This window comes from Erwinia phyllosphaerae (assembly GCF_019132875.1).
GTDB classification, from domain to species: Bacteria; Pseudomonadota; Gammaproteobacteria; order Enterobacterales; family Enterobacteriaceae; genus Erwinia; species Erwinia phyllosphaerae.
Map to the genome: position 1 here is coordinate 235,714 of NZ_JAHSPF010000003.1, position 13,960 is coordinate 249,673.

General features: G+C 54.5%; 11 protein-coding genes. 9 read left to right on the plus strand and 2 right to left on the minus strand.

Translation table 11 applies throughout. The features are described 5' to 3' along the window. Positions 1 to 73 precede the first annotated feature (73 nt). The 9 genes from KUE00_RS07055 (at position 74) to tcyN (ending at position 10,828) form a co-directional block, all read left to right on the plus strand. On the plus strand, positions 74 to 3,712 hold the full coding sequence (locus KUE00_RS07055) for a glycosyltransferase (protein ID WP_246758981.1): 3,639 nt from the start codon (positions 74 to 76) through the stop codon (positions 3,710 to 3,712). Positions 3,713 to 3,787: 75 nt separating this feature from the next. Further along, positions 3,788 to 4,600, plus strand: a complete 813-nt coding sequence (locus tag KUE00_RS07060) for a glycosyltransferase family 2 protein (RefSeq protein ID WP_246758982.1) — start codon at positions 3,788 to 3,790, stop codon at positions 4,598 to 4,600. A 495-nt stretch (positions 4,601 to 5,095) separates the two neighbouring features. After that, positions 5,096 to 6,064: an HNH endonuclease signature motif containing protein gene (locus tag KUE00_RS07065; RefSeq protein ID WP_246758983.1), complete on the plus strand. Its 969-nt coding sequence runs from the start codon at positions 5,096 to 5,098 to the stop codon at positions 6,062 to 6,064. A gap of 143 nt (positions 6,065 to 6,207) precedes the next feature. Then, a complete protein-coding gene (locus KUE00_RS07070) occupies positions 6,208 to 6,930 on the plus strand; it encodes an RNA polymerase sigma factor FliA (protein ID WP_246758984.1) in 723 nt (240 codons plus the stop codon). 42 nt (positions 6,931 to 6,972) lie between these two features. Further along, positions 6,973 to 7,476: a flagella biosynthesis regulatory protein FliZ gene (fliZ, locus tag KUE00_RS07075; RefSeq protein ID WP_246758985.1), complete on the plus strand. Its 504-nt coding sequence runs from the start codon at positions 6,973 to 6,975 to the stop codon at positions 7,474 to 7,476. An 87-nt stretch (positions 7,477 to 7,563) separates the two neighbouring features. Beyond that, complete coding sequence (locus KUE00_RS07080) at positions 7,564 to 8,550, plus strand: D-cysteine desulfhydrase (RefSeq protein ID WP_246758986.1); 987 nt, start codon at positions 7,564 to 7,566, stop codon at positions 8,548 to 8,550. A gap of 60 nt (positions 8,551 to 8,610) precedes the next feature. Continuing rightward, positions 8,611 to 9,411 carry a cystine ABC transporter substrate-binding protein gene (tcyJ, locus tag KUE00_RS07085; RefSeq protein ID WP_246758987.1) on the plus strand — a complete coding sequence of 267 codons (801 nt, stop codon included), beginning with the start codon at positions 8,611 to 8,613 and terminating at the stop codon, positions 9,409 to 9,411. Then, positions 9,411 to 10,079 (plus strand): cystine ABC transporter permease, encoded by a 669-nt coding sequence (gene tcyL / locus KUE00_RS07090; protein WP_246758988.1) that lies wholly within the window; start codon positions 9,411 to 9,413, stop codon positions 10,077 to 10,079. Before tcyJ ends, tcyL begins: the two co-directional genes overlap by 1 nt. Further along, the gene (gene tcyN / locus KUE00_RS07095; protein ID WP_246758989.1) at positions 10,076 to 10,828 is read left to right on the plus strand and encodes an L-cystine ABC transporter ATP-binding protein TcyN; all 753 of its coding nucleotides are present in this window, start codon (positions 10,076 to 10,078) and stop codon (positions 10,826 to 10,828) included. The genes tcyL and tcyN overlap by 4 nt, the downstream gene beginning before the upstream one ends. A 38-nt stretch (positions 10,829 to 10,866) precedes the next feature. Here the strand turns inward: tcyN and KUE00_RS07100 are convergent, their stop codons facing one another. Next, a complete protein-coding gene (locus KUE00_RS07100; RefSeq protein WP_246758991.1) occupies positions 10,867 to 12,192 on the minus strand; it encodes an HlyD family type I secretion periplasmic adaptor subunit in 1,326 nt (441 codons plus the stop codon). Between the two features lie 35 nt (positions 12,193 to 12,227). Then, positions 12,228 to 13,916 carry a type I secretion system permease/ATPase gene (locus tag KUE00_RS07105; protein WP_246758992.1) on the minus strand — a complete coding sequence of 563 codons (1,689 nt, stop codon included), beginning with the start codon at positions 13,914 to 13,916 and terminating at the stop codon, positions 12,228 to 12,230. Positions 13,917 to 13,960 lie beyond the last annotated feature (44 nt).

Here is a 13,960-nt window from a genome sequence, read left to right on the forward strand (position 1 = left end):
GACACGTTTCGTCGACCCGGCTACGGCCGGGTTTTTTCTATCTTGCCCACATAAGATGGCGCGGAGAAAATGTATGAATCGTCTTTTAATTACTATTGATCAACTTAACCGGTTAACCGATACAGAAACGACCCTGATGGATGTGGTCGACCATTTCCACGCGCAGGGCTGGCAGATAGATTTGGTCACCCGGCTGGTGGAAGGCACCTATTTACGGCGGCTAAAGGAACTGCAAAAAAGCGGTAATGTGCAGTGCTTTATGGAGGATGAACATCCTCTGGCAGCGCACTACGATTTAATCTGGATTTGCCAGGGTTATATGAGTCTGAAAATGATCTCAGCCCTGCAGAAAGGCGAAATAACTGGCGTTTGCGTTTTCCAACACTACTACGCCTATGCGGACCAGGATCTGCCTTACGGTGCGGCTCTGGAAAACAAGCTGGCCGCCTTTAGCCTGGCCGTTTCCGCAATTTCCTATGCGAAACTCGCGCTTAAAGGCATCGATCAGCGCAAACTTCATCTATTTCCTCTTTCCGTTAACGACAGCTTCGCCCAGGTTCAGCCGCGAGCGATGCCTGAACTGTCGCGTATTCTGCTTATTTCCGAAGAGCAAAACGAAGAAGTCAGCGCGTTGCGCACGCTGCTGGCGGAAAAGGGCATTAAGCTCGACCACATTAGTTCACAGCGCCGCGATATCGAAATGACGCCGGATTTCCTGGGCACTTATCAGGTGGTGATGGGCCAGACGCGTTCGATGGTGCAGGCCGTCGCCGCTGGTATTCCTGCCTACCTTACCGATACCGTATCCGGCGCTGGCTACGTTAATGACGACACGCTGGAAGCGGCGCTGGATTCGCACTTCGCGGCCGATTACGGCAGCGCGCCGCACCAGAGCCCGGAAGAGTGGGCAGCCGATATTATCGAACCCTATGCCGAGGCGTGGCAGTGGGCGCAAAGCTATTGTGCAGAAGCCTTTCAGCAGTGGTCGCTCAGCGCGCAACTCAAGGCGTTGATGGCGCGTTTGCCAAAAGCTGACAAATTACTGATCAACGACGCTGAAGTCGCCAGCCTGACGCTGCACCGCAAAGTCATTGCCGACGATGCGGAAAAATCGCGCGTGCTGGAAAGCTGGCTGAAAACGCGTCAGCCTTCAGAAGCACGCATCAGCGTGCTGCTCTCTTTTATTAATCAGATGCCGGAAACGGGAAACATTGGTCTGGTTATTCTGGATCCGCACGGCGACAGCGCGGCGGTAGAAAAAACGCGTGCCTCGCTGACCGATCAGTATCTGCAACCGGCGCTGACTGAAACGATAAGCGACAGCCAGCAGCTGGCCGCGCTGTTTAAAGACACCGAAGCGGACTCGCTGTTACTGGTGACGGCAGGCTGCGAGCTGGTACCGTGGGCGCTGCTGGTTTTTGCCGAACATCGCCTGCGCCAGCCCGATGCAGCGCTATGGTACTGCGACAGCGTTAACGGCGAAAACCTGCTCGCCGCCGAAAGCCTGTTTAAGCCCGACCTGAATATCGACCTGTTGCGCAGCCAGCCTTATATTGGCGAACAGCTGCTGATTAACGTGGCGGCCGCGCGTGAAGTGGGCGGGTTTGACGCCGCCTATACAAGACTGGGCGGGATTGACCTGGCGTGGAAATTTATTGAAAGCCGCGGCTCACAGTCTGTTGGCCATATTGCCGATGCGCTGATGCTGGTGCCGGTTATCTCTGAGAGCTGGCTACAGCAGCCGGAAATTATGGCGGAAAGCGCAGCCAGCACGGCTGCGCATCTGGCGCGCTGTAATCTGGCCGCGACCGTTGAACCTGGTCTTTTGCCCGGTCTGCATCGCGTACGCTTTACGCACCCGCAGCAGCCGCTGGTTTCCATCATCATTCCAACCCGCGATCGCCTGCCGTTGCTGCGTCGCTGTATCGAAAGCCTGATGGAAAAAACGCAGTGGCTCCACTATGAGCTGCTGATCGTTGACAATAATTCTCAGGATGCAGCGACCTGTGAATATCTGGCGCAGCTGGAAGCGCTCGGTATCGATCAGTTACGCGTTCTGCGCTGGCCGCAGGCGTTCAGCTTTGCGGCGATTAACAACTTTGCCGTTGAACAGGCGCGCGGCGACCTGCTGCTGTTTTTAAACAACGATACCGAAATTGTTGAGGGCGAGTGGCTGTCGGCGATGGTCGAACACGCCATGCGGCCGGAAGTAGGGATTATCGGTGCGCGACTGGAATATCACGATGGCCGCGTGCAGCATGCGGGCATCGTGGCCGGGGTCGGCTTAGGTTTATCGCCGGTCTATGAGGGGGTAAGCGTAGATAATCCGGGCTATATGCAACGCCTGAAATCAACGCTCAACGTTACCGCCGTCAGCGCAGCCTGCATGATGGTGCCAAAAGAAGTGTTTGTGGAGCTGGGCGGCTTTAGCGTTGACGAGTTCCCGGTTTACCTGGGCGATGTCGACTTCGCCCTGAAAGCGCGTGCCAACGGTTATCTGACCGTCTGGACGCCACATGCGCGCGTGCTGCACATGGGTGGCGCAACCCGCGTGCTGGGTGAGGAAGTGGGTATCGCTTCTCATGTCGGCCCGGATGTTTTTGACACGCTGCGTGAAAAATGGCGCGGCGAGCTTAGCGTGGATATCAGCTATAACCGCCAGCTGACCAAAGTCGGCGGCAACTTCCAGCTGGGCACGCGTCAGTCACGCTACCAGCAGCCGCTGCCTGGCCGTCCGCTGCCGGTAATGATGGCCTGCCATAAAAACCTGACCGGCTGCGGCAACTACCGCGTCATCAAGCCGTTTAAAGCGCTGGAAGGGCACCTTATTCTGGAAGGCGGCCTGACGCACGGCCTGCCTGCGGTAATGGAAGTGGCGCAGATCCAGCCCGATACGCTGCTGCTGGAGCTGGTTACCGACGTTTCGATTCCTGAACGCGTCAAACAGTTCCGTCAGGTAAGCAATACGAAAATCATCATGGAATATGATGACTATATTCCCAATCTGCCGCTGAAAAGCGTGTTCCGTAAAAAGCTGCCGAAAGATATTGTGCGCCAGCTGCGCCGTTCGGTAGAGCAGGCGGACTGGCTGGTGGTTTCCACCGCGCCGCTGGCGGAAGCTTATGCGCCGTTCCACCACGATATTCGGGTCGCGCAGAACCGTCTTGATGACCAGTGGGCCTCGCTTAACAGCCTGCGTCGCCAGGGTAAAAAGCCGCGCGTCGGCTGGGCCGGGGGCAGTAGCCATACCGGTGACCTGGAGATCCTGCTGCCTTTTATGAAGGAGCTGGAAAACGAGGTGGAGTGGGTCTTTATGGGCATGAAACCGCAGAACGTGAAGTGCGAGTTCCACTACGGCGTGCCGTTTGAGTTTTATCCGGAGAAGCTGGCAACGTTAAATCTGGACCTGGCGCTGGTGCCGTTAGAGATGAACTTCTTTAACGAATGTAAAAGTAACCTGCGTCTGCTGGAATTAGGCGCCTGCGGCGTGCCGGTAATCTGTACCGATATCGAACCGTACCGCTGCGATCTGCCGGTTACCCGCGTAACCAACCGTTATAAAGACTGGATGAACGCCATTCGCGAACACCTGGCCGATATGGATGCGCTGGCCGCGCGCGGTGATGCGCTGCGCGACGGTGTTTTCCGCGACTGGATGCTGCGTGACGAAGGTCTGGTTGACTGGCAAAACGCCTGGCTGCCGCGCGGTTAATTATGAATGAAAACGGCAGCTGGCCAGCTTCAGGCGGCCAGCTGCCCGTCCGTAAAAAAAGTTCGAAGGTGCAAGATGATTGACGGAAAAAAAATTGGCGTAGGCATTGTGACCTACAACCGTAAAGCCGGTCTTTTTAAACTTTATCAGTCGCTCCCTCGCGATATTATCGACGCGTTAATTGTGGTTAACGATGGCGCTTATTATCCCGAGCTGGCGGAACTGGACTGTTATCTTCATCATAATGAAATTAATCAGGGAGTAGGGCGCAGTAAAAATATAGCGCTGCGCTATCTCCAGGCAGAAAACGTGGATCACTTTTTTCTGATCGAGGATGATATTTTCGTTAAAGATCCGGCGGTTTTTGCGCAATATATTTCTTTATCGGCGCGTACCGGTATTCAGCATTTTAACTTCAGCCAGCACGGTGATAAAAATATGCTGGCGGACGGCACGCCAAAGCCTTGTTACACCATGGATTACGGCGATTTTTCGATGCCGATTTATAATGCATGCGTCGGCGCTTTTTGTTATTACTCCAGAAAGTGCCTGGATAAAGTCGGGCTGATGGATGAGATTTACTATAATGCCGTCGAGCACCTTGACCATACCTATGCGGTCATTAAGGCCGGGTTTCATCCTTCCTACCACTATTTTCCGGATATTGAAAATTCGGGCAATTATCTGGGTGATGAAGGCTGGAGCCCGCAACAGTCAACCATTTCCGGCAAGCTCTCTTCTCGTGCGATTAGCCTGGTTGCCGCCACGCATTTTCAGGAAAAGCACGGCTGCCTGCCGCCGAAGATCCCGTTGGTCAGCATTGACGCGCTGAAAAAAGAGCTGGCTGCGCTGAAAAAGAAATACGCGACCACCAGCGCCGTAAGTTAATTAATAATATTACTGCCGGGCAGCAGGCGTGTCCGGCAGGTTAAAAAGATGAAGGCTGCTGACAGCGGGTTCTTTAAGTACTGATAGCCTTTACCTTAAAGAAAGTTTTGCCTTCATTTTTTATACCCTCTGGATTGCTCATTTTCCTTCAGAGCAGGGTTCCTTTCCGCTAAGCCGGGTAAATATCTTCCTGTCTGGCTTACTTCATCCCGCTAAGCCGGGTAATACATCTTCCTGTCTGGCTTACTTCATCCTGCTAAGCCGGGTAATACATCTTCCTGTCTGGCTTACTTCATCCCGCTAAGCCGGGTAAATATCTTCCTGTCTGGCTTACTTCATCCTGCTAAGCCGGGTAATACATCTTCCTGTTTGGCTTACTTCATCCCGCAGACTAAGACTTATCTGGTTTCTTGCACAGATGCTGGAGTTTTAACCCGCCGCGCCGATAACCATTTTTTATAACAAAGTATTTTCCTCTTTTTTGCGGAGTGTGACATGCGCTTCAATTATGACCTGCTGCCTGGCGAAGTGTTGCCGTTCGACGAGATCGCCGAACGCTACAGCCAGAAATATCCCGAGGATAAATCTTTAACGCCTCGGGGGTTACTCAGTCCTTCGACCTCCAGTAAAAGCTGGATTATCCGGGCGGTTTTCGCCAGCCGTGATATTCATCCTGAACTGGACGACGTGCTTTTTATCTCTAATGACAACGAACGCAAAAACTATCTACAGCGCTTTGAACACTATTTACAACGCCAGGAAAGCTTTCTCTATTTTCGACGTCCGCCCGCGCCTGCGCCCTGGAACGTCTGGAAAGTAATGGGCGAAAGCAGAGTGGTAGCGATGCTGGATCCGGCTTCTATCATGGCGCAAAGCCTGATGGCGCAGCGCGGCTTTACGCTGAGCCTGCTGCGTACGGATGAAGAAGAAGAGTACTGGCAGCTTTATGACAGCCAGACGCGCCCCTGTTTTGAATATTCTCGTCAACTGCAATTTCTGGTGGTACTAAGCTCGCCGCTGCTGCCGCCAACCGCTGGCGTGATGCCGGGTACCCAGGTCGGACGTCGGGTAAAAGCCCGATTGTGGCAGCGAATCAGTCAGCAATCTTTTAGCAGCGCCGTGCGCGAACGCTATGGTGCCTGTGTGATTACCGGCACGCGCCTGCACGAAAACGCCAGTTGTCCATGGGTAGAAGCCTGCCACATCAATATGGAAGAAAATGAAAGCGGTTTTCCGAAAGATAATAACGTGGACAACGGCCTTTTTCTGCGCAGCGACCTGCAACGGCTGTTTTCCAGCCGCCTGCTGATCATTGACGCCGCCACCGGCAAAGTAGCTTTTCGGCACGCGCTGGCAGCGGATGAAGAGTTAAGCGCTTCTTATCAGGAGCTTATTGGCCAAACCTGTGCACTGTGGGATCGTGTTCCTCAGGCAACCCGCGAGAGATTGCAAAAGTTACGTTAGCTTTTGGTAAAAAGCGGCGCGCAATGCCGCTTTTTTCAACAAAAATGAAATAACCCGCCTTTTTCACCGCTATTCCCCCAATCAATCCGTACTACAGAAACGGATAATCATGCCGATAACTTAACTAACGCAGGATAGTCATAGTGAACGATCTATATACCGTCGGTGGCGTGATGGATAAAAACTCGCTGTGGCAGCGCTACGTGCCGCTGGTGCGTCATGAGGCGCTGCGCTTACAGGTCAGGTTGCCCGCCAGTGTTGAACTGGACGACCTCCTGCAGGCGGGTGGCATAGGGCTGCTGAATGCCGTGGAGCGTTACGACGCGCTTCAGGGAACGGCTTTCACCACTTATGCCGTACAGCGGATACGCGGCGCAATGCTTGATGAGCTTCGCAGCCGCGACTGGGCACCTCGCAGCGTGCGCCGTAACGCACGTGAAGTGGCCAGCGCGATGCATCGCGTCGAGCAGAGCCTTGGAAGACCGGCCAGCGAGCAGGAAATTGCTGCGCAACTGGACCTGTCATTAGAAGAGTACCGGCAGATTCTGCTGGATACCAATAACAGCCAGCTGTTCTCTTACGACGAATATCGTGAGGAGCACGGCGACAGCGCGGAGCTGGTGACGGAAGGCCATGAAGAGGCTAACCCACTCCACCAGTTAATGGAAGGGAATCTTCGCGAACGCGTCATTGAAGCGATTGAGGCCCTGCCCGAGCGCGAAAAAATGGTGCTGACGCTTTATTACCAGGAAGAGCTGAATCTGAAAGAGATTGGCGCAGTGCTGGAGGTCGGGGAATCCCGGGTTAGCCAGCTGCACAGTCAGGCGATAAAACGCCTGCGCGCCCGGTTAACGGGAGCGCGCTGACAGAGTCAGTATTGCACTCTCAACACCAACCGGGGACTCCAAATGGGATCCAAAACTAAAATGAGGCCGCTGAGCCGCTATCTGAAAGATTTTAAGCACAGCCAGAGCAATTGCTCACATTGCAGTAAAGTTCTTGATCGTATGGCGCTGGTTTTTCGCGGGCAAATCATCAATAAAGAGGCGATTGCCCGCATGGACCAGCCCATCGACGACCAGGTCTGGTCGAAGCTCCAGCTTGAGCTGACCGCCCTGTGCCGTTTTTGCAGTGATATTTACTGCAACACGAACCCTACCTATTTTGACATCATGGCGTTTAAACAGTATCTGTTTGAACAGACCGAGATGAGCCCCAGCACGATCCGCGAATATGTTGTTCGCCTGCGTCGCCTTGACGGTATGCTGTCGGCCCGTAATTTCCCGGCGGAACGGCTGGCTGGCAACAGCTGGCACGAATGTCTGGAAAATGACCTGCCCGCTGCGGGCAATAATAATTACCGCATCGCTTTGCGCAAGTATGACCAGTTTTTAGGCTGGCAGCGCAATTAGGTTGGGAATGGCAGCCTCTTTTACGTTACCTTTTCGCTATCTTCTGTAAGACTGTAAGGATGACCCATTGCTGCTGTGGAGGCCGCGTTGTCCTTACATCTTTTACACTCTTTTCCCCGGCTGGAACTGCTCGGCGCCCCGACGCCTCTTGAGCACCTTCCTCGTCTTTCCGACTATGTCGGCCGCGATATCTTTATTAAACGTGACGACGTCACGCCTGTTGCGCTGGGCGGTAATAAGCTGCGCAAGCTGGAGTTCCTGGCGGCAGATGCGCTGCGCCAGGGGGCCGACGTTCTGCTTACTGCGGGTGCCATTCAGTCAAATCACGTTCGCCAGACGGCGGCGGTGGCGGCAAAGCTTGGCCTGAAGTGCGTCGCTCTCCTGGAAAATCCCGGGATCACCGGGATTGAAAATTACCTTTCTAACGGCAATCGTTTATTGCTGGATCTTCTGGATGCAGAAGTGGTTATGGTGGATGCGCTGCACGATCCTGCTGCACAGATGGCCGAACACGCCACGCGGCTGGAGGCTCAGGGCTTCCGGCCTTATATCGTACCGGTTGGTGGATCTAACGCCCTGGGCGCGCTCGGGTACGTAGAATGTGCTCAAGAAATTGCCCATCAGAGCGAAGGCGTGGTAGATTTCGCCGCAGTCGTAGTCGCTTCCGGCAGTGCAGGAACCCATGCGGGACTGGCCGTCGGGCTGGAACAGCTGCTGCCGGAAACGGAGCTGGTGGGCGTCACCGTCTCGCGTAAGATCGCCGAACAACAGCCAAAAGTGGTAAGTATCCAGCAGGAGCTGGCGGCCTCGCTGGAACTAAAAGCGCAGGCGCCTGTTACCTTATGGGATGACTACTTTGCGCCGGGCTACGGTATGCCGAGCGAAGAGGGCATTGAGGCGATCAAACTGCTGGCAAGGCTGGAAGGAATCTTCCTTGACCCGGTCTATACTGGCAAAGCGATGGCTGGGCTGCTCGACGGCATCACGCAGAAACGTTTTCGCCGCGAAGGCCCGATTCTGTTTATACATACGGGCGGCTCGCCTGCGCTGTTTGCTTATCATCCTGTAGGTTGAAACTGTCGTGGACTGCGGCTCAAATAACAAATGACTATGGTCTCTCAACATGGAGTGCTTATGAATTTTTCTCTGGTTCGTCGTCAACTGGTGCTGGGTATGATGTCGCTGGCCCTGGTTGCTGGTGTCACCACTAAAACCTTTGCTGCAGAAAATCTGCTGAACAAAGTAAAAGAGCGCGGCACGCTGCTGGTCGGGCTGGAAGGCACCTATCCGCCGTTCAGCTTTCAGGATGAAAACGGCAAGCTGGCCGGTTTTGAAGTCGACTTCGCCAACGCGCTGGCACAGCATCTGGGCGTAAAGGCCAGCCTTAAGCCGACCAAATGGGATGGCATGCTGGCTTCATTAGATTCAAAGCGTATTGATGTGGTGATCAATCAGGTCACTATCTCTGACGAACGCAAAAAGAAATATGATTTCTCCACGCCGTACACCATCTCTGGTATTCAGGCGCTGACCAAAGCCGACAAGGCCGACAGCATCACTAAGCCTGCCGATCTCAGCGGCAAGAAAGTGGGTCTGGGTCTGGGCACCAACTACGAACAGTGGCTGCGTGAAAACGTGAAGGGTGTGGATATCCGTACCTACGACGACGACCCAACTAAATATCAGGATCTGCGCGTAGGCCGTATTGACGCGATTCTGGTCGATCGCCTGGCCGCGCTGGACCTGGTGAAGAAAACCGGTAAAACGCTGGCGGTAGCCGGTCCGGCCTTCTCCCGTCAGGAAGCGGGCGTAGCGCTACGTAAGGGCAACCCTGACATGCTGGCCGCCATCGATAAAGCGATTGCAGAGATGCAGCAGGACGGTTCGCTGGCGAAAATTTCTGACAAGTGGTTTGGCGTGGACGTAACTAAATAATGCAGGAAAGTTTACAACTGGTGCTGGATTCAGCACCTTTTTTATTAAAGGGCGCGCTGTTTACCTTACAGCTCAGCATTGGCGGCATGTTCTTTGGCCTGCTGCTGGGCTTTGTTCTGGCGATGATGCGTTTGTCGCACTTCTGGCCGATAGCCTGGCTGTCACGTTTTTACGTGTCGATCTTTCGCGGTACGCCGCTGATTGCCCAGCTGTTTATGATCTACTACGGCCTGCCGCAGTTTGGTATTGAGCTGGATCCTGTTCCCTCCGCGATGATTGGCCTGTCGCTGAATACTGCCGCTTATGCTTCTGAATCGCTGCGTGGCGCTATCGCCGCCATTGAACGCGGTCAGTGGGAGGCGGCTGCCAGCATCGGCATGACTCGCTGGCAGACTTTGCGTCGCGTTATCCTGCCGCAGGCCGCTCGTACAGCGCTGCCGCCGCTCGGCAACAGCTTTATCAGCCTGGTTAAAGACACCTCGCTGGCCGCCACGATTCAGGTGCCTGAACTGTTTCGCCAGGCGCAGCTGATTACGTCGCGTACGCTGGAAGTTTTCACCATGTATCTGGCGGCCTCGCTGATTTACTGGGTCATGGCAACGCTGCTTTCCGTACTGCAAAGCAGGCTGGAAAACCACGTTAATCGCCAGGATCGGGAGGCAAAATGAGTACCATTGAAGTCAACAGGCTGGTAAAGAAGTTTAACGGCCAGACGGTGCTGCACGGTATCGATCTGGAAGTTGCGGCCGGCGAAGTTGTGGCGATTATCGGGCCAAGCGGATCAGGCAAAACCACCTTATTGCGCAGCATCAACCTGCTGGAAACGCCGGATAGCGGCACCATTAAGGTGGGCGATATCCTGATTGATGCCGCAGAAAGCCTCAACCGGCAGAAAGAGCAGGTACGTCGCCTGCGTCAGCAGGTCGGCTTTGTCTTTCAAAACTTTAATCTGTTTCCGCATCGTTCGGTGATGGAAAATATTATTGAAGGGCCAACCATCGTCAAGGGCGAGGCGAAAGCAGAGGCGATAGCGCGCGCACGTGAGCTGCTGCAAAAGGTGGGCTTAGAGGGCAAGGAAGAGAGCTATCCGCGTCGGCTTTCCGGCGGCCAGCAGCAGCGCGTGGCCATTGCACGCGCGCTGGCCATGCGCCCCGAGGTCATTCTGTTTGACGAACCAACCTCCGCGCTGGACCCGGAGCTGGTAGGTGAAGTGCTGAACACTATCCGTGCGCTGGCGCAGGAGAACCGCACTATGGTCATCGTTACGCATGAAATGAGCTTTGCGCGTGACGTGGCCGATCGCGCCATCTTCATGGATCAGGGCAGAATTGTTGAGCAGGGCGCAGCGAAAGCGCTATTCAGCAATCCGCAGCAGCCGCGCACCCGCCAGTTTCTGGAAAAGTTTTTAAACGCCTGATGCAGTAAGGTGCCTGCATCACCCCATGATGCAGGCATTTACTCTTCCGTCATCGCCGTAGCGACACGATCCAGAATCGGCCTGAATAAATAGTTCATCAATGAACGCGACCCCGTATTGATAAAGACTTCCGCCGTCATGCCCGGCCTGATGTGATGTCTGGCCAGCAGCGCTTTTCCTTTCACGGTGATAGCTATCTGTATGGGATAAAAAGCTGCGCCTGTACTGCTGTCGGTCAGGCTGTCGGCGGACACCATAATCAGTTCGCCAGGAATCTTAGGGGTAGTGTTCTGGTTAAAGGCGCTGAACAGCAAGGTCACAGGCAGGCCGGGATGGACTTTATCAATCAGGTTGACGGGCAGTCTGGCTTCGACAATCAGCGCCTCATTATCGGGCACTATCGCCATCAGATGTTCCCCTGCCTGTACAACGCCTCCTTCAGTAAAAACAGTGAGTCCAAGCACTGTGCCGCTGACCGGCGCGGTAATCAGAGTGTTATCGATATCGATATCAGCAATGCTGAGCTGGTGGCGGGAATCGGTAATTTCCTGCTGGTTTTCCGCCAGCTTCGTATAAATCTCTTTCTGCCTGTCGGCAAGCAGCTGTGTCATCCGTAGCTCGGTTTCCTGCTGCTGTTTGCGCAGCTGGTCGACGTGGCCTTTCATTTCCAGAAACTCGCTCTCAACCCTGGCATAGTCGCGCTGAACGTCCAGATAAGCATGGCGAGGCAGATGGCCCGCCGCCGCAAGTTTTTTAAGCGTAGCGGCCTGTTCACGCAAAGCAGCCAGCTGCTGGCTCTTGCTGGCCGTCGATTGCTGTAATCCCTCTCTTTGTGAGAGTAGTACGGCTATCGACTGCCTGGCGATAGCCATTTCACCTGTCAGCGCCCGGCGACGCGATTGCAACAGCTGGCGCTGAAGCTCAAGCAGCGCTTTTACCGCAGGGCGCGCTTTTTCTTTTTCCAGTACGGCAGATAAAACAGGTTCTTCCGCGTCGGCTTCTTCAGCCAGCAGACGGCTTTGCGTTATCAGTAAGGAGAGATAGCGGCCGTATAGCGACTGCTGCCGGGCAATAACCTGCTGCTGACGAAGCCTGACCAGCGTCTGTCCGGCTGTCACCCGATCGCCTTCTTTCACGCCAAGCTTCTCCACAATCCCGGTACTAAAAGCCTGAACGGCTTTGCGATTGCCGGATACAACCACCGTGCCCGTTGTCGCCACCCCCTTATCCAGCGGCGCAAACGTGGCCCAAAGAATAAAGCTAAAAAAACCGGCGATTGCCGTCAGCCAGCCTGTGCGCAGCCAGGTACGCTCGTTATGGGGAAGAAAAGTTGGGCTGGCATCAGCCCGCTCGCTAAACATCATAAAATCCTTTCAGGTCAATCCGTAAGCCCGAACTGCTAACGAGAGTTTCTGGCATCAGGCGCGGTTTCTGCCTGCCGTAATTTCTGCATAATATCGCGGGTGGCACCAAAAACGCTGGGCGTACCCTGACAAAGCAGCAGCAGTTTAGTGGTCAGATTAAGCTGTGCCGGACGATGAGTAACCAGCACCACCGTTTTATTAAGCGCCTTGAGCCGCCGAAGGGTTTGACTGAGTTCCTGCTCGCCTGCGTTATCAAGGCTGGCGTCAGGTTCGTCCAGGACAATTAGCGTGGGGTCACCATATAGCGCGCGAGCCAGCGCGATACGCTGCATTTGTCCTCCGGATAAACCTGTTCCGCTATGGCCCACAGGGGTTTCGTAGCCTTGCGGCAGCGACAGGATCAGTTCATGCACGCCAGCCAGACGGGCAGCGGCAATAACCTGTGCAGCATCGGGCTGGTTAAAGCGGGCAATATTTTCCGCAACGGTGCCGGAAAAAAGCGCAATATTTTGCGGCAGATAACCGATATGCGGCCCCAGATTTTCAGGGCTCCATTGCGATATATCTGCATTATCTAATTGCAGCCTGCCTGCGGAAAGCGGCACGATGCCGACTATCATGCGGGCAAGCGTGGATTTACCCGAAGCGCCCGGGCCAACTACGCCTAACACATCTCCTGGTTTTAAAGCGAAGCTGACGGAGGGTAACAGTCCCCCAGAGGCAATCCTGTCGGCGCTGATAAAGCCTTTGGGCACCGGCAAAGTAAAAGTTTTAGCCGGCGGCGGCACGGCTTTCAGCAACGCGTTTAAACGTTGCCAGGCAAGACGGGCGTTACCCCAGCTTTTCCAGGCGTTAATAATTTGGTCGACGGGAGCCAGCGTACGGCCCATCAGTATCGACCCCGCTATCATCATGCCTGGCGTTATCTGGCCAGCCAGCGCCAGCCACGCGCCCAAACCTAATACCAGCGACTGGAGCAGCAAACGCAGATTTTTACTCAGCGTCGAAAGGATTGCCGCGCGCTGGCTGGCCACGGACTGCTGATACAGAAAGCGGTGATGAAGAGCGAGCCAGCGCTGATGCAGAGCAGGCAACATCCCCATCGCCCTGATGACCTCAGCGTGAGACAGATCTCTGTTAAGCTGGCTATTGGCCGAACCCGCCAGCTTGCCCGCGCTGGCCAGAGGCGTACGGGTTACGGCTTCATGGATGACCGCCAGCGCAATCAACAGCAGAGCGCCCAGCAACGCCAGCAGGCCAAGCCAGCTGTTAAAAAGAAAGATCAGCAGCAAATAGACGGGAAACCAGGGAAGATCAAAAAAGGCAAACAGCGCATTGCCGGTTAAAAACTGACGTAGCGTGGTCAAATCGTGCAGCCTCTGGCCCGCATCGGCTGTCCCCGCCTGAAGATTCGCCTGAGCCGCAGCCATATAAACCCGGTGGTTCAACCTGAGGTCGAAGCGGTTACCAAGACAAATCAACGTCATGTTGCGAGCATACTCCAACAGGCCCATTACCACGCAAATGCCCGGCATAATTAGCGTTAACATGAGCAGGGTCATCTCATTTCCGGAAGGCAAAACCCGATCGTAGACCTGTAACATATAAATTGAAGGAGCCAGCATCATTAAATTTATCAGGGCGCTAAAAAAAGCCAGCGACCAGAATATGCTGCCGTGTTCGCGAATAATCCGCATAATTTCATTTTCTTGTAATGTTGCCATAGGGCTGAGGCTGCCTTATTACAGTCAAAAATCAGACCCGAAAA

What these genes read in the sequence shown, in the direction of transcription:
- KUE00_RS07100 (WP_246758991.1), bottom strand. Translation starts at nt 12,192, where the DNA reads ATGATGTTTAGCGAGCGGGCTGATGCCAGCCCAACTTTTCTTCCCCAT.
- tcyN (WP_246758989.1), top strand. Translation starts at nt 10,076, where the DNA reads ATGAGTACCATTGAAGTCAACAGGCTGGTAAAGAAGTTTAACGGCCAG.
- KUE00_RS07065 (WP_246758983.1), top strand. Translation starts at nt 5,096, where the DNA reads ATGCGCTTCAATTATGACCTGCTGCCTGGCGAAGTGTTGCCGTTCGAC.
- fliZ (WP_246758985.1), top strand. Translation starts at nt 6,973, where the DNA reads ATGGGATCCAAAACTAAAATGAGGCCGCTGAGCCGCTATCTGAAAGAT.
- KUE00_RS07055 (WP_246758981.1), top strand. Translation starts at nt 74, where the DNA reads ATGAATCGTCTTTTAATTACTATTGATCAACTTAACCGGTTAACCGAT.
- tcyJ (WP_246758987.1), top strand. Translation starts at nt 8,611, where the DNA reads ATGAATTTTTCTCTGGTTCGTCGTCAACTGGTGCTGGGTATGATGTCG.
- KUE00_RS07105 (WP_246758992.1), bottom strand. Translation starts at nt 13,916, where the DNA reads ATGGCAACATTACAAGAAAATGAAATTATGCGGATTATTCGCGAACAC.
- KUE00_RS07060 (WP_246758982.1), top strand. Translation starts at nt 3,788, where the DNA reads ATGATTGACGGAAAAAAAATTGGCGTAGGCATTGTGACCTACAACCGT.
- tcyL (WP_246758988.1), top strand. Translation starts at nt 9,411, where the DNA reads ATGCAGGAAAGTTTACAACTGGTGCTGGATTCAGCACCTTTTTTATTA.